The sequence below is a fragment of the Pseudoalteromonas sp. S3260 genome (assembly GCF_005886925.1).
GTDB lineage: Bacteria > Pseudomonadota > Gammaproteobacteria > Enterobacterales > Alteromonadaceae > Pseudoalteromonas > Pseudoalteromonas tetraodonis.
Genome location: NZ_PNCV01000077.1, coordinates 21417 through 37445, shown reverse-complemented (window position 1 = coordinate 37445; position 16029 = coordinate 21417). Strand labels below are relative to the sequence as shown.

Annotated in this window: 18 protein-coding genes and 1 pseudogene; 15 read left to right on the top strand and 4 right to left on the bottom strand. The window is 38.0% G+C overall.

Going from position 1 to position 16029, the window contains the following annotated elements:
- Window positions 1–120: 120 nt before the first annotated feature.
- Both CWC14_RS13270 and CWC14_RS13265 read left to right on the top strand, forming a co-directional pair.
- The gene (locus CWC14_RS13270; protein WP_076921292.1) at window positions 121–360 is read left to right on the top strand and encodes a hypothetical protein; all 240 of its coding nucleotides are present in this window, start codon (window positions 121–123) and stop codon (window positions 358–360) included.
- A 44-nt stretch (window positions 361–404) separates the two neighbouring features.
- Entirely contained in the window at window positions 405–587 is a 183-nt protein-coding gene (locus tag CWC14_RS13265) for a hypothetical protein (protein WP_138563299.1), read from the top strand.
- 126 nt (window positions 588–713) lie between these two features.
- Here the strand turns inward: CWC14_RS13265 and msrA are convergent.
- A pseudogene (msrA, locus tag CWC14_RS13260) lies at window positions 714–1311 on the bottom strand (peptide-methionine (S)-S-oxide reductase MsrA).
- A gap of 123 nt (window positions 1312–1434) precedes the next feature.
- Between msrA and CWC14_RS13255 the strand changes: the two are divergent.
- The 3 genes from CWC14_RS13255 to CWC14_RS13245 all read left to right on the top strand — a co-directional run bounded on the left by CWC14_RS13255 (window position 1435) and on the right by CWC14_RS13245 (window position 2811).
- Complete coding sequence (locus CWC14_RS13255) at window positions 1435–2019, top strand: MepB family protein (RefSeq protein ID WP_249928753.1); 585 nt, start codon at window positions 1435–1437, stop codon at window positions 2017–2019.
- Between the two features lie 109 nt (window positions 2020–2128).
- Entirely contained in the window at window positions 2129–2323 is a 195-nt protein-coding gene (locus CWC14_RS13250) for a CPXCG motif-containing cysteine-rich protein (RefSeq protein WP_024602486.1), read from the top strand.
- 17 nt (window positions 2324–2340) lie between these two features.
- Entirely contained in the window at window positions 2341–2811 is a 471-nt protein-coding gene (locus CWC14_RS13245; protein ID WP_138563295.1) for a GNAT family N-acetyltransferase, read from the top strand.
- A gap of 15 nt (window positions 2812–2826) precedes the next feature.
- On the opposite strand, the gene CWC14_RS13240 is transcribed toward CWC14_RS13245, so the two are convergent.
- On the bottom strand, window positions 2827–3030 hold the full coding sequence (locus CWC14_RS13240) for a hypothetical protein (protein ID WP_013464954.1): 204 nt from the start codon (window positions 3028–3030) through the stop codon (window positions 2827–2829).
- A 99-nt stretch (window positions 3031–3129) separates the two neighbouring features.
- On the opposite strand from CWC14_RS13240, the gene CWC14_RS13235 reads away from it, so the two are divergent.
- Together CWC14_RS13235 and CWC14_RS13230 are read left to right on the top strand one after the other, a co-directional pair.
- Entirely contained in the window at window positions 3130–3639 is a 510-nt protein-coding gene (locus tag CWC14_RS13235; protein WP_138563293.1) for a GNAT family N-acetyltransferase, read from the top strand.
- A complete protein-coding gene (locus CWC14_RS13230; RefSeq protein WP_138563291.1) occupies window positions 3636–4532 on the top strand; it encodes an alpha/beta hydrolase in 897 nt (298 codons plus the stop codon). The genes CWC14_RS13235 and CWC14_RS13230 overlap by 4 nt, the downstream gene beginning before the upstream one ends.
- A gap of 365 nt (window positions 4533–4897) precedes the next feature.
- On the opposite strand, the gene CWC14_RS13225 is transcribed toward CWC14_RS13230, so the two are convergent.
- A complete protein-coding gene (locus CWC14_RS13225; protein ID WP_138563289.1) occupies window positions 4898–5419 on the bottom strand; it encodes a TetR/AcrR family transcriptional regulator in 522 nt (173 codons plus the stop codon).
- A 124-nt stretch (window positions 5420–5543) separates the two neighbouring features.
- On the opposite strand from CWC14_RS13225, the gene CWC14_RS13220 reads away from it, so the two are divergent.
- Complete coding sequence (locus CWC14_RS13220) at window positions 5544–5726, top strand: hypothetical protein (protein WP_024602491.1); 183 nt, start codon at window positions 5544–5546, stop codon at window positions 5724–5726.
- Window positions 5727–5822: 96 nt separating this feature from the next.
- Here CWC14_RS13220 and CWC14_RS13215 read toward each other — a convergent pair whose 3' ends face one another.
- On the bottom strand, window positions 5823–7031 hold the full coding sequence (locus CWC14_RS13215) for a porin (RefSeq protein ID WP_138563287.1): 1209 nt from the start codon (window positions 7029–7031) through the stop codon (window positions 5823–5825).
- A gap of 617 nt (window positions 7032–7648) precedes the next feature.
- Between CWC14_RS13215 and CWC14_RS13210 the strand changes: the two genes are divergently transcribed.
- The 7 genes from CWC14_RS13210 (at window position 7649) to CWC14_RS13180 (ending at window position 16023) form a co-directional block, all read left to right on the top strand.
- On the top strand, window positions 7649–9235 hold the full coding sequence (locus CWC14_RS13210) for an ABC-F family ATPase (RefSeq protein ID WP_076916071.1): 1587 nt from the start codon (window positions 7649–7651) through the stop codon (window positions 9233–9235).
- Between the two features lie 153 nt (window positions 9236–9388).
- Window positions 9389–9871 (top strand): 5-(carboxyamino)imidazole ribonucleotide mutase, encoded by a 483-nt coding sequence (gene purE / locus CWC14_RS13205; protein ID WP_138563285.1) that lies wholly within the window; start codon window positions 9389–9391, stop codon window positions 9869–9871.
- A 2-nt stretch (window positions 9872–9873) separates the two neighbouring features.
- Window positions 9874–11019: a 5-(carboxyamino)imidazole ribonucleotide synthase gene (locus CWC14_RS13200; protein WP_138563283.1), complete on the top strand. Its 1146-nt coding sequence runs from the start codon at window positions 9874–9876 to the stop codon at window positions 11017–11019.
- 69 nt (window positions 11020–11088) lie between these two features.
- Window positions 11089–11313 carry a DUF2798 domain-containing protein gene (locus CWC14_RS13195; protein WP_013464944.1) on the top strand — a complete coding sequence of 75 codons (225 nt, stop codon included), beginning with the start codon at window positions 11089–11091 and terminating at the stop codon, window positions 11311–11313.
- A gap of 4 nt (window positions 11314–11317) precedes the next feature.
- A complete protein-coding gene (locus CWC14_RS13190) occupies window positions 11318–12247 on the top strand; it encodes a YeiH family protein (RefSeq protein WP_138563281.1) in 930 nt (309 codons plus the stop codon).
- Entirely contained in the window at window positions 12247–13416 is a 1170-nt protein-coding gene (locus CWC14_RS13185; RefSeq protein ID WP_138563279.1) for an endonuclease/exonuclease/phosphatase family protein, read from the top strand. The genes CWC14_RS13190 and CWC14_RS13185 overlap by 1 nt, the downstream gene beginning before the upstream one ends.
- A 105-nt stretch (window positions 13417–13521) precedes the next feature.
- Complete coding sequence (locus tag CWC14_RS13180; RefSeq protein ID WP_138563277.1) at window positions 13522–16023, top strand: S9 family peptidase; 2502 nt, start codon at window positions 13522–13524, stop codon at window positions 16021–16023.
- The last annotated feature ends 6 nt before the right edge of the window (window positions 16024–16029 follow it).

Below are 16029 nucleotides of genomic sequence, written 5' to 3'. Positions count from 1 at the left end.
TTTATAATGATCTTGCCGTGATCCGTAACATTTAACTTTAACGATATAATAGACATGTAATAAGCTAGCTATTACGATAAGCAAACTTATTAAAAAACGTTGTAAATGCAAGGAGTTATTATGGAAGATAAACCTATTGATAAAAGTATGTTTGAGTCTTTTTTTGGTGAATATTCATGGATGTTTAAGGGGTGTAGCATTGTTGCGTTTGTAATGAGCGTATACATCAGCTTTAATACTAAAGAGTATATTTGGACGCTTCTTATTAATGGCGATTTTAATTCTACAATGTTGGTTATGGTACTCGGTTACTTGTCTGAATTTAGATATCGCTTTATTAAAGAATCAAGAAATAACTGATAGTTGCTAATTCAAACTATGTTATTAAGCACTGGGTATTAAAGATGAATGCGTTCATAAAATGGTTGATTTTAGCTGCATTAATTATTGCTGCTATTGCCTGTTATTCTTATGGTAGCACTACTGGCTTATTTATTTTTATTATTGCGGGCTTTGTTTTTGAAATGGTATTTTGGTTTAAGGTGTTTCCTATAAAAAGAAATCATCATGATAGGAAGCCTATTTAACCGTCTTAAAAAATGAATTTTTAAGTGGGCTTGCAGCTTTGAGAATAGAATAAATAATTAGTCTGCTATTAGTTTGCTTAAATATTAGAAAGACTGCATTTTTTGCAGCCTTTTGGGTTTATAAACTCAGTGGGTAACTTTATCGCCCCCAAATGTCTTCCAGGCGACTATCACGGCCACAACGCCAGCGATAGGTGTTATAACGAATAGGGTTATTTTTGTAATAATCTTGGTGATAACTTTCATCGCCCTTTATAGGGTAAAAGGTTTTAGCATCGAGAATAGGGGTTACCACTGTTTGCTCAGGAAATTCGTTAACTACCGCTTGTTTAGATTGCTTAGCTAATTGTCGCTGTTGCTCATTAGCAACAAAAATCGCACTACGGTAGCTTGGGCCTTTATCACAAAACTGACCTTTTGCGTCAAAAGGATCAATATTCACCCAGTAATGGTTTAAAATATCTTGATAGCTTAATACATTAGTGTTGTAGGTAACCAGAACAGCTTCGTAGTGGCCTTGGTGATTACCATTGTAGGTTGGATTTTTAAGTTCACCACCAGTAAACCCTGAGATCACATCGGTTACACCTTCGAGTTTTTCAAAGTCACTTTCCATACACCAAAAACAGCCACCGGCTAAAATAGCTTGTTCGGTTTTAGCGTATGTTAATGAGCTAAACAAAATCCCCATAGAGGTCAATGCTAGCGCTAATGTGTGTTTCATAAAAATGTTCACCTTTAGTTATGTATAAATACTTGTATAGTAAGACCCGCTAACTTTAAAAACTCTTTCATTACAAAGTTGCTTAAGGGTTTGAACTCACTTTATATAAAACGGATGCGAGATATGAAAAGTTTAATGACGAATGATCATTTGCATGATGAATTATTAATCATTTTACAAAACAACTTTGCTCCCTCAGGGTATAAACTACCAAACGCTGATGAGTTGATACCTCATAATCAAAATGCCCAATACCATGGCTATGCATTTACTTTAAACCAAAAACGTATAATTTACAGAAAAGCTAAAGCGACACCCGACAGACCTGGCGCTTTTTTAGCACTATGGAAACGCCCAGCGGATTTAAGTAATTCTAAACCAATTCCATTTGCCAATGAGTTTGACTATTTATTAGTAGCTGTTTCAAGTGATGGATTAACCACTATTAATAACCAAGTAGCAAATATACAAAAAGGTTTCTTTTTATTTCCGGTTGAGTTGTTAGTTAAAAAAGGCATCGTTACAGGTAGAAACCATAAAGGCAAAACGGCTTTTAGAGTATTTCCGCCTTGGAGCGAAAGTAGGGCATTAAAAGGGACTGGCGCATTTAGTAACTCTGCTAAAGTTACTCAGCGTTGGCAATGCGATTATTTTTTAAATCAGAACCAACATGGCTTAGTTGATTTAATTAAGTTAACAATATTTTAGCTAACGCTGTTTAAATTTGAATTATTAAGTCACTCTACGAGCATTGTCATATATAAGGTTGTTTATTAAAGTGAAATTATAACCTTATGTAAATTTGAAAGGGGAAATCATGAACCAGTTAACCGAAAAGTCAATTAGTTGTCCTTACTGTGGTGAGTCAATGGATGTATTAATTGATGTAGCCGACCTTGATGAGCAATACATAGAAGACTGCCAAGTATGCTGTAAGCCTATTACGTTTGTGGTATTTGATGATGAAGACGAGCTTGGCGTAAATGTGTATAGCGAAGATGATGCGTTTTGAAGGAATCAACAAGGCGAATGACATTACAATCACTTAATAATACGCATATTATCGAGCTAATGAGTTGGTTTAATGATCAACATGACATAACTCAATGGGCTTTCCCTTACTTTAGGTACCCATTTACGGCGCAGACTTTTATTGAAGACTTAAACCTTGATGTCTCGACTTCTTTTGTATTGGTTGGACAACAAAACGTATTACTCGCTTTTGGGCAATATTATCAACAAAAAAACAAATGTCATTTGGCGCGTTTAATAGTAAACCCTATACGAAGGGGGGAGGGAATTGCAGCCACCCTAATTAAAGCATTATGTAAACATGGGCAATTAAACTTAAATGTTAATGATTGCTCATTGTTTGTTTATAAAAACAACCTAGCAGCAGTATCGGCTTATAAAAAGCTAGGCTTTAAAGTTGCTGCTAATACCCCAGAAAATCAAAACTTAAGCCCATTACCAGAAAACTGTGTACATATGGTTAAGTGATAAATTTTGTTTAATTTAGCTATTTTGCTGTTCACGCGCTAATTGGTTAGGCAGCAACTGCTCTACAATTTCTCTCGCTGGTAAGGTGTAACGTACACCATCAAACATAACCGACGTAAACTCGTTAATATTAGTAATGCCGGTAAGGGTCCAACCTTCACCACGTTTTGGGCAGTAAACAGTAGTAGTTGGTTGTATTACTTTAAAATTGTCACTCATAGTTTATCTCAATTAATGCTTGTGAATACGGTATGGTAAGTTAATAATGACGCTCTATAAAGTGCTATTTAAAGCGCGTTTACTTTATTTGGCGTAGGCATGTTTAAAACTATAAAATTACCCCGCGTTACCTTACGTTTAATTACCCACAAACACGGCGCAGCGCTATTAACAATTTTAAATAATCCATTCGTTTATGAGTTTAACGATTATAAAACCCCGCTAAATAAACAGCATATTAAGCAGTTAATTCAAGATGATATCTCGAGTTATTACCAAGGTGAAGGTGTTCGGCTTGCGATTGAACATAATATATCTGGTGACCTAATTGGTACCTGTGGTTTATATAACATAAATAGCCAAACCCAAAGTGCTTATTTGGGCTTCGAACTCGATCCTTTTTATTGGCAGCAAGGCTTAATGCAAGAAGTACTTAAAGGCTTTGTCAGTGAAGTGCATAGCTCTATAAACATTGAGCACTTATATGCAGAAATTCATGGTAAAAATGTACGCTGTTATAACTTACTCACTAAACTTGGCTTTGTATTTAACCCGCAACTTAATAGTGGTGTATGGCATAAGCAATTAACTAAAATGAGCCCCGTATGAGAATTAAAAAAACGATTATTTTAAATGTATTGTTAGCTGTTAGTGTATTTGGGTTTGTAATAACTGGGTTTAGTTATTATCAAAATAATGTTTCAGACTTTGTTGATGTAACCTTAGATTCGAAAGTGCTTAATGAGTCTCGTAAGGTATTTATAAGATTACCCGATGATTTTGACAAAAATAAAGCGTATCCACTTTTTATAAAAACAGACGGTAATTTTAATTTAGCTAATTGGGATAAGGCGCTAAAAGCATTAAATACTGAAAGCATATTAAATGAGGCTATTTTAGTTGCCATACCTAATCAGTTTTTTACTGATACTCGAAATCGTGATCTTGTGCCACCTTATGCAAGGAAGGACGTTAATATAAATCCTCGACCTAACAATGAAACTTCGCCTGAACTTTTTGGTAAAGCTGATTTGTTTTTAGCTTTTATAGAGCAAGAATTACTGCCATATATAGCGGCTAATTATAAGTTAACTAGTCAACGTGGGTTAATAGGCTTTTCTGCAGGTGGAAGCTTTACTCTATATACTTTACATAGTAAGCCGCAGCTATTTAATGCTTATTTTGTGTTTAGCCCAGCCGCTTGGTATGACGATATGACAGTGACGAAACGGTTCGACACGTTTTTAAAAACAAACGTGAATAGTATAAAACAGCCAACATTTTTATATATCACTGTTGGTGGGGCAGAACAATCCCTAATGTTAGCTGCATATAATAATTTAGTTACTAGTTTAGCAAAACATCCAAACGACTGGCTTAAGTGGGGAAGTACAATTAATAGTAATGCTGAACATAATCAAAACCCTGCACTGAGTGTCGATAAAGCACTGTTAAATTATATGGCGTTCTTGAGCTCGCAAATTAACACGCCTTCTGATTAATTAATGACGGTGATCAATTAAATTTAGTTTGCATTGATTTATATTGCTTTACTGCTGGTGGAGCACACACCTTAAAGAACACATCATACTTAAATTGATTTAAACAAGTCTAAGCAGTAGATTAATTTTTAAAAAAATATTATCAGGGAGGGAGTTTTTGGTGGCGTGTATTGGGCGTTTATTTTACTTAAATCTAAGCGTTTTATTAAGTCAGTTGTGTAGGAGCGGGAAAACCAAATTAAACAAAGCAACAATGTAATTATTTACATGTTCTAAGTTAGACATTTTAATTGCAGCTAACATCGGGTTTTCCATCAATGGATCAGTAATACACAGACTTAAACTCCAGCTTTTTATAATTGACGTTACAACAATGCAATTTTGTTGCTCAGTTGCATTAACATGCTTTCTGCATTTGGTATCTCGTCGTTTAAACCTGTGATCAGGGTCATAAAATAACAGTCCATCATTACGCTTGCTTTTGTTTCATCAAACTTCGGTTGTTCACTAAAAAGCAGTTGTTTAAACTCATCCATCTGCGCTTTAAAAAAAGACGTTCTCCAAATGATGTCGCTAATTAATAGCTTACTAAATTCACTATTTTCACAATAAAAAGAATAAAGCGGATGAGCGTAATGACGTAACTTTAAGCGAGGGGAGTGCTGCGTATCTAACTGCTTTGCTTGGTTAATAATAACGGCTATTTGTTGTTGCATACCGGCCATCAATAAATCAATTTTATTTTCAAAATGACTAAACACTGTACCTACAGCAACATTGGCTGCAACCGCTATTTCTCTTGTTGATGTGTGATCGTAACCTTGCAGCAAAAATAATTCCCATGCTGAAGCTAAAATTTTATCGCGTGTCTTTTCTTTTTTACTCATTATATTTCAATGCTTTACTTGTTTGTTAAATAAAAGGGTTAAATAAAAGGGCTAAATCATTATTTGATTAATTGAGCGCGCTCAATTAATATTGTGAGCATGCTCATTTTTATAAGGATGTTACATGAAGTTTATCAAACGTGTTATTGGTTATGTACTTTTTATTCCACTAATTTATTTTTATTCTTATTTGCTAGGGCCAATATTAAAAGCAGTTTTAGTCCCAGGAGGGGTTGCTTTTTTATGGCTTATTCTAGGGCCAACAGAGGGGACGCGTGCGTTAAAAAAAGCATTTAAGAAAAAATAGCTCAAGCTTCAACTAAACAAATCGAAAAAAAGCCCTGCTATTTTGCAGGGCTTTAAGTTTAGCTTTGTGATTTTAAGCTTGAAAGCTCAACTGATATTAAAGAACGTATCTAAAACCAAAAGCAATACCGTCATCTTCAGATTGCTCCATTAGCGCTTGCTGCTGTTTATTATTACTTTCAAAATCACCAAAGTCTTTACGTGCTTCTACATAAAGTTGTGTGTCTTGGTCAATTAAGTAATGCACACCAATAACTGCAAACTGACGCTTAAATACATCGTTAGGATCGGCATTAAAGTTTGGTTGAATTACGTAGTCATCACCTGCATCAAATAAGTTATAGGCAATAAATGGTCTAAAATCGTTATCAAAGCGATACGACACAAATGTTTCAATACCAATCGCATCTTTAATTAAACGACCTATGTTATCTGTATCGTGGTTTTCGTTTTTGTTGATATTAGCGGCTACATACAAGCCTGGCGCATCAATATTGCCCCAAATAACACCTGCACCATAAATTAAATCGTCAACAGAGCGGGTTGTTCCGTCGCCATACGTTAATTCAAACTCGCCGCGGTTAATACCCGCGGTCAGTTTTAGCTTATCAGTCACGTTATAGGTTACTGCACCGCCAAACGTATAGTTAAATTCAACTTGTTGTGCAGCAGAATCTCCAGACTCAAAATTTGCTTGGCATTGTGATTCTGTAATATTACTTACATCACATGTATAAAAAGCGCTGTTTTTTAACTGAGTTTGAACACTAAAGTCAAAGTCGTTGTAGCTATTACGGTATTGCAGTGTTTTATCACCACGACCAGTACCATTTACTGCACCATCGTCTTTGTTGTAAGTGTAAACACCGGCAGCGTTACCATCCCATACATAGCTGTAGTTTGTTGCATACACAACATCAAACCACGCACCCCATTGTTTACCAATCGTAATTTGGCCGTATTTATCGTGTTTAAGTCCTGCATAACCTAAACGATTATATAAAAACTCATCCTGAATAGATTCAAAACGGTTGTTGTATACAATATCGCTACTGCCAACAGGGTTGACACCCCATTCAACTAAAGCCATTGCTTCCCAGCCGTTTTTTAGTTGGCGTTTAAAATCAAAATTAATTCGTGAGGCACCATTGACGATTTCGTTTTGACCTTGAGTATTTATCACTCGCGCATCAATATATCCGCCTACTGCGATTGTATTTTTTTCATCCTTAAATACTTCTACTGCTGAAACACTTGGAGCAGCTAAAATACCCGCAATTGCTAGCGATACTAATTTTCTTTTCATTGTGTGTGCCTTGCCTAAATTAAAGACGTTTTTATAATTACTAAATTCGAAGTCGTGCAGACTAGCAAAGCAGTAAAAGGCTCAAAAGTGAAAAATTATCAATGATAATTAGCACAAAACACGCAGCTTGTTCATTTTAAGTTAATGCTGTTTTTATTTTGTAGCCGCATAAACTGCCATTTAATTTTGGAATAAGACATTAGGCTTAAATGCAGGAGAGGGTGTGTTGAATTTTTTTCATAGTTGCACGTGTCGGCATGGGTAGAGCTAAAACTCTAATACTATAAAAAACGTTAATATAGCCGTATTAATTGTTAATAAAAGTAAAATGCGACCAAGTCGCCTGTAAACGCGATTAAATAATTTATAAAGGGTTTTATGCTAGTTGTTTTTTTATTAAACATTTTTTACTGCATCAACAGTACAATAATGAGTTTTACTCACCTTTTTAGCACATTTACTCGCCCAGTACTTTGGCTATTTAATTGCTTTTATAGTTAATAAACAGCCACCGTTTACTTTGAGTTTGGTGCTATAAACTTTCATAGAAAAAAACGGTGATTTGGTTTAAACTGCGCGCAATTTAAATACTTCAGTCTCCCTTGGAGGGTAGCGCTATTATTAGTACAGCTAACATCACCATGCAATTTGGTGCTAAACCGTTATTTGAAAATATCTCAGCTAAATTTGGCGAATCAAACCGTTATGGTTTAATTGGTGCTAATGGTTGTGGTAAGTCGACCTTTATGAAAATCCTTAGTGGTGAATTAGAACCATCTTCGGGTAACGTAAGTACTGATCCAAATGAGCGCGTTGCTAAACTAAACCAAGATCAATTCGCCTACGAAGAATATTCTGTTATTGATACCGTGATTATGGGTCATAAAGAATTGTGGGATATCAAACAAGAACGTGACCGTATATATAGCCTACCTGAAATGAGTGAAGAAGACGGCATGAAAGTAGCCGATCTTGAAACTGAATTTGCTGAAATGGACGGTTACTCGGCTGAATCTAAAGCGGGTGAGTTACTATTAGGTGTGGGTATTGCTACAGAGCAGCACTACGGACCTATGTCAGAAATTGCACCAGGTTTTAAACTTCGTGTGCTTCTAGCTCAAGTATTGTTTTCAGACCCTGATATCATGCTGCTCGATGAGCCTACCAATAACTTGGACATTTATACAATTAAGTGGCTTGAAGATGTATTGAATCAACGTGACTGTACCATGATCATCATCTCGCATGACCGTCACTTTTTAAATTCGGTATGTACGCACATGGCCGATATTGACTACGGTGAACTACGTATTTACCCGGGTAACTACGATGAATACATGTTTGCAGCTACTCAAGCACGCGAACGTTTATTAAGTGAAAACGCCAAAAAGAAAAGCCAAATAGCAGAGCTTCAACAATTTGTATCGCGCTTTTCTGCCAACGCATCAAAGGCAAAGCAAGCCACTTCACGTGCAAAACGAATTGATAAAATTCAATTAGACGAAGTAAAAGCGTCGTCACGTCAAACACCGTTTATTCGTTTTGAACAAGAAAAGCAGTTATTTCGTAACGCACTAGAAATGACTAGCTTATCTCAAGGTTTTGAAGAAACTTTATTCTCAGGCCTTGAGGGTTTGGTTGAAGTAGGTGAACGCATTGCTATTATTGGTGAAAATGGTGTGGGTAAAACAACATTATTAAACACTTTAGCAGGACGTTTAGCGCCTAAAAGCGGTGAGTTTAAATGGTCTGAAAATGCAAACATTGGCTACTATGCACAAGATCATGCCGATGAGTTTGAAAAAGACATGAATTTGTTTGAGTGGATGGAGCAATGGCAACAAGAGGGCGACGATGAGCAAGTAGTGCGTAGCTTCTTGGGTCGTATGTTGTTTTCACAAAACGATATAAAAAAATCAGTAAAAGTAATATCTGGTGGTGAGCAAGGTCGTATGCTGTTTGGTAAAATCATGATGCATAAACCAAATATCTTATTAATGGATGAGCCAACCAACCACATGGATATGGAATCAATTGAAGCGCTTAACTTAGCACTTGAAGCGTATGAAGGTACCTTGATGTTTGTGTCACACGACCGTCAGTTTGTATCATCAGTTGCCACCCGTATTTGGGAAATTAAAGACGGTAAAGTTATCGACTTTAGAGGTAACTACTCAGAATATTTAGCGAGTAAAGAAGCTTAATTGCTGATTGTTTCGCTGTTTAAAAAAAGCCATGTTTAACATGGCTTTTTTATTGCCTGCTGGTCGCATTAGTGCAGCATTTAAGTATATAATACCCGCCATAAAACCGGACATAAGTCCGCTATTTTTAAAATACATTACTGAGGAGTATTTATGACTGTTGGCATTATTATGGGTTCTAAATCAGATTGGCCAACCATGGAACACGCCACCCTTATGCTAGAAAAATTTGGCATTGAGTATGAAACTAAAGTGGTTTCTGCCCACCGCACTCCTCAATTACTTGCCGATTACGCAAGTTCAGCCGCAGAACGCGGTATTAAAGTTATTATTGCAGGCGCAGGTGGCGCGGCGCACTTACCGGGAATGGCGGCAGCGTTTACATCTCTGCCAGTTTTAGGCGTACCCGTTAAATCTAAAGCGCTAAACGGTGTAGACTCTCTGTTATCTATTTGCCAAATGCCAAAAGGTGTTGCGGTAGGTACTCTTGCTATTGGTGAGCCCGGTGCTGCAAACGCAGGTTTATTAGCGGCACAAATTTTAGGATGTCAAAATCCAGAAATCTTCGCAAAAATCGAAGCGTTCCGTAAAGAACAAACTGAGACTGTTTTAGCTAACCCAAATCCTGCAGAGTGATCATGAATATTTTAATTTTAGGGGCAGGGCAGCTAGCACGAATGATGAGCTTAGCTGGTGCACCGCTTAATTTAAATGTGGTTGCTTATGATGTAGGCAGCAAAAAGATTGTACATCCGCTTACCAATGAAGTGTACCCAACAACGCTCGAACAGGCGATAGAAAACGCTGATGCTATTACGGCCGAGTTTGAACATATTCCAGATGATGTACTTACACAGTGTTGTAATAGCAATAAGTTTTATCCGGGCAAACAAGCCATTAAAACCGGTGGCGACCGTGCGCTTGAAAAAGCGCTCCTAGATAAAACCGCTGTTGCATGCGCGCCATATCAATTAATTACAGAAAAAGCGCATCTTGAACTCGCGGTTCAAACACTTGGTAAGCCATTAGTCATTAAAACATGCCAAGCGGGTTACGATGGTAAAGGCCAATGGCGTTTAAAATCAGACGATCAAATTGAGCAAATTTGGGCTGAAATGGCTGATTTTATTGCATCAGGCACTGAGCACGCTCCGCACACCATAATTGCAGAAAAAATGATCCCTTTTGACCGTGAAGTCTCTATTATTGGTGCACGCGATAAACACGGCCATGTTGCTATTTATCCATTAACTGAAAATGAGCACACCGAGGGTGTGTTAACGCTTTCGGTTGCAGGTAAAAACAATAATAGCCAACTAGAGCAACAAGCAATAACGGCATTTACCCGAATTGCTAATGAGCTTAATTATGTTGGTGTACTCGCCATTGAGTTTTTTGATGTGCAAGGTACATTACTGGTTAATGAAATTGCGCCGCGAGTTCATAACTCAGGCCATTGGACGCAACAAGGTGCACATTGCTCGCAATTTGAAAACCATATGCGCGCTGTTGCCGGCCTACCTTTAGGTAGTACGCAAATTAAGCAGCCTACTGCTATGATAAATGTATTAGGCCAAGCACAAATCCCTACTGATGTGTTAAAAACAGCATATGTAACCAGCCATTGGTACGGTAAAAGTGTAAAACCTGGTCGCAAAATGGGCCACATTAATGTATCTGCTGATAATTTACAGCAATTAGGTGAACGCCTTGGTGAACTCGCAATGTGTTTGCCAGAGCAAGATTACCCCGGTGTATTAGCTACCAGCAAATCGCTATTATAAGTTAAAAAACAAAGCGATAAATTGAACTTAACTTCAATATATCGCTTTACCTTCTAAAGGTTCTTTTCAATGATCCATCCAAAGTTTCGTACTATTGTGTTTGCCTTTTTTATGGCACTTTTCATGTCAGGTTTTATGTCGTTAGTTATTTCTTTATTTAATGTTGGTATGGTCGATAACATCGTATCTATCTGGCTTAAAGCGTGGTTATTTGCCTTTTGTATTGCCTTTCCAACGGTTATATTTGTTGCCCCCGTTGTCCACAAACTGACTAATAAACTCATTCGCGCTTAAAGCTATGATTATCGCTAAATTACATAAACCTGTATTTATAATATTACTGGCTCTGTGCGTCACTCCATTTATTGGTGCTGGCAGTGCCTTGGTTATGGGAGCGTTGTTTGCGATTACCTTGGGTAACCCGTTTGCTGAGTTATCACAAAAGGCCAGTAAATGGATGCTAAAGTTGGCGGTTGTGGGGTTGGGGTTTGCTGTTGATTTTAATCAGGTAATTGAGGTTGGTCGCAGCTCTTTAGTGTTAACAATTGTCAGTATTACTGCCATAATTGGGCTTGGCGAAATTTTAACTCAAGTGTTTAAACTTAATCGTAACACAGGCGTGTTAATTTCCTTTGGAACCGCTATTTGTGGTGGTAGCGCTATTGCGGCCATGGCACCGGTTATAAAAGCCAAAGATCATGAAGTGGCTGTGGCGCTGGGTATCGTATTTTTACTCAATGGTGTTGGGTTATTATTATTCCCTGCAATTGGGCACTATTTTGAATTAACCCAAGAGCAGTTTGGATTATGGGCTGCACTTGCAATTCATGATACCAGCAGCGTGGTAGGTGCATCGGCTACTTATGGTGCAGTGGCACTGAGCATAGCAACAACAGTGAAGCTTACTCGTGCTATGTGGATTATTCCATACACTACGCTTGCGGGTGTGTTTATGCGCTCAGATGAAAAGGCGAGTATTCCATTATTTATTGTAGGCTTTTTATTAGCCGCATTAATTAATACCTATGTGCCGTCGCTTTCATCTTATTGGGAGTTGATAAACATTGCAGCGAAGCAAATACTAGTGATGACACTGTTTTTAATTGGCAGTGGTTTGTCGTTATCGGTACTAAAGCAAGCGGGAATTAAACCGTTTTTAATGGCTGTGATTCTTTGGATCGTGGTTAGCAGTGTTATTTTATTATTAATTATAGATGGATTCATATAATGAGACATGATCTCGGTATTAAAATTATTGGTGGCTTTTTATTGTCACTGGTTTCAGCAAGCTATGTTCACGCAGAGTCATTACGGGTCGCAACGTTTAATGTCAGTATGGATGCAACCAATTACACCGCTAAAAATGAAAAAGTAAAAAGCGATGCCTTAGTTAACGCGCTGCGCTCTGACCACCAGCAAATTAAAAATATTGCTGAAATAATTCAACGCGTTCGTCCAGATGTGGTGCTTTTAAATGAATTTGACTACGTCCCTAAATCACAAGGGATAGAATACTTTAAAACCCATTACTTAAATGTAGGGCAAAATGATCAAGCGGCTATCGATTACCCTTATGTTTACATTGCACCAGTTAACACAGGCTTAGCCACAGAGTTTGATTTAGACAACGATGGCAAAAAAAATAGTGTGATGGGCGATGCGCAAGGTTTTGGATTTTTTGAAGGCCACTACGCAATGGCGTTTTTGTCTCGTTACCCCATTGATTTTGACAACATCAGAACCCTGCAAACGTTTAAGCACAAAGATTTACCGAATGTGAAAATGCCGGTAGACCCAAAAACCAATACAAATTGGTATAACGAAGAAGAATGGAATGCTTTACGTTTAAGCTCTAAATCGTTTTGGGATATACCAGTAAAAGTAAATGATAAAGTAGTTCATATGTTAGCCTCGCATCCTACGCCGCCTGTGTTTGATGGTGATGAAGACAGAAACGGCATTCGTAATCATGATGAAATTAGATTAATTGCTGATTACGTTAATAACGAAAGTTACCTGTATGACGATAACGGTAAAAAGGGCGGCCTTGCAGCAAAATCACGCTTTGTGATTTTAGGTGACCTAAATGCCGCCCCTGAGGGCGATAAAAAGCGCACAAATACAACAGATCAGTTACTTAAAAGCCCGATGATTAATGCCGGTTTTATTCCAACCAGTGAGGGCGCTAAAGAGCAATACCCACAAGCTTATGCTAAAAATTATACTGCTAATTGGCAGGCACGCGTTGATTACGTTCTGCCTTCAAATTATGGGCTAACCATTAAAGATGGTGGCGTATTTTGGCCGAAAAAACAAAGCGAATTGTACCGTTTAATCAAAGATAGAAACGCATCAAGTGACCACCGTATGGTATGGCTTGATTTAACGGTTGAATAAACGGGTTACTCACCCCGATATCAGCGTTGTTTATCTTAAATAATTGCAATTATAAAGGTGCTTCTGCTTAAATACGGTTAATTATAATAACCGTCAAGAAGCACTATGATTTTTAAATTTTCATCTTCTAAAACACTTGTTGCAATGGCTGTTGCGTCAAGTGTTATGTTAGCGGGCTGTACAGCAACCGCCACAACTTCTAATGACTCAGCTATTCAAACAAATACCAAGGTTGCAAGTGTTGTTAACACACCTGCAGACATGGGTGTCTCAAAAATTACGCTTGAACAAGCGATGGCTCACCCTGATTGGATTGGACGCCAACCGCAAAGTGCATTTTGGAGTGCTGACTCAAGTACCGTTATTTACGCGCGTAAACAACAAGGTAGTGAGCTAAGAGATTTATTCACTCAAGCTGTAAACGCTCAAACAGCAGAGCAAGTGGCTTTAAATCAGCTTCACAGCGTAGGCTCAAGTAAAGCTGTTTTTTCTAACGATAAATCACTTCAAGCTTATGTGTTTGAAGGCAACATATTTATTAAAAACGTAAAGTCAGGTGTAATTAAGCAAATTACGCAAAGCTCAGCCACCGAGTCAAAACCACAATTTTTAAACGATGGTAATTTAGCGTATCGCCAAGGTAATATCTTTTTTAAAGTAGATTTAACCACAGGTTTAACCCGTGAAATTGCTAATTTAAAACTGGCTGACAAACCACAAGGCGTAAAAGAGCCAACAACTTATATTGCCAAAGAACAACATAAGCTGATTGATTACATTGCACTGCAGCATAAAAACAAACAAGACAAGTATGCGCGAAATGAGCAAGTCAAAACTCAAAATAGCTCAATTGCCAACACGCATTACTATTTAGGCGATGGCAACACGGTTGATGAAGCCCAGCTTTCTCCAAATGGCGACGCGTTAATTGTGGTTGTTCAAGAAAAAAGTTCATGGCGTGGTGAAGGCGACATTATGCCTAACTACATCACTGATGATGCGACTATAGAGCCTAAAAAAGTTCGCCGTCGTGTGGCTGACGCTAAAGAGCAAACTTCTGAAATTGTTTATATTAACCTTGCAGATCAAAGCCAAACTACTTTAGGGTTTAATACCTTGCCTGGTTTTGATGAAGATGTACTCGCTGAGGTTAAAAAAGAAAACTATGCCCGCGAAGGCAAAACGTATAAGTCTAAGAAACAACCGCGTGGTATTAATGTAATTTCAGACTGGGGATGGGATCAATCGCCAATCAGCTGGAACGATGATGGCAGCCAAGTGGCGATTATGCTTGAAGCATGGGATAACAAAGATCGTTGGTTGGCCACTGTTGATTTTGAAAATAACAAACTCGTATCTCAACACCGTTTACATGACGATGCGTGGATTGCGTATGCGTTTAACGACTTTGGTTGGTTAAATGACTCAACCACGCTGTATTATTTATCGGAAGAGTCGGGGTACAGTCAGCTTTATAAAAAACCTTTAAATGGCAAGGCTACGGCTTTAACACAAGGTCAGTTTGAAGTGTCTGACTTAACGCTTACTGATGACAATAGTGCTATTTATTATAAAGCGAATATTGAGCATCCGGGTCTTTACGAAATATACCGCGTTAATCCACAAACAGGTGTTAGTGAGCAAGTAACCGACTTAAACGGTATGACGGATTACACCTTAAGCCCTGATCAATCTAAGTTATTACTTAGACATTCTAAAATCACTATGCCGACTGAACTTTATGTGGCAGAGGCTAAAGCAAACACAACCGCGACTCGTTTAACCAATACGGTATCTGATGCGTTTTTAGCTAAAAAACTCACAGCGCCTAAAATTGTTGCTGTGCCATCTAGTCATACAGAACAGCCCATATACGCCAAAGTCTATTACCCCGCTGATTACCAAGAGGGTGAAACAGGCAAAACCCGCAAAGCGGTTATTTTTAACCACGGTGCAGGGTACTTGCAAAATTCACATATGGGGTGGTCTGGCTACTTCCGTGAATTTATGTTCCATTCATTACTAGCAGATGAAGGTTATGTAGTAATGGATATGGATTACCGCGCATCTAAAGGCTATGGTCGTGATTGGCGAACGGCTATTTATCGCCAAATGGGAACACCTGAAACACAAGATCTAGCCGATGGCGTAAAATGGATGGCGGATAATGCCAATGTTAATACCCAAGCGGTAGGGACTTACGGTGGCTCTTATGGTGGGTTTATGACCTTCATGGCGTTATTTACCGCACCAGACTTGTTTCAATCAGGCGCAGCGCTTCGTCCAGTGACTGATTGGGCTCATTACAACACAGGTTATACGGCTAACATTTTGAATCACCCTGATGTTGACCCGATTGCCTATGAGCGTAGTTCACCTATTTATTATGCAGAAGGGCTTAAAAAGCATTTATTAATAAATGCGCCTATGGTTGATGATAACGTGTTCTTTCAAGATTCAGTGCGTTTAGTACAGCGTTTAATAGAACTTGAAAAAGAAAACTTTGAAACAGCAATCTTCCCAGTAGAACCGCATGGTTTTGTTCAGCCTTCGAGCTGGTTAGATGAATACCGTCGAATTTATAAACTGTTTAAAGAAACGCTTTAATCGACT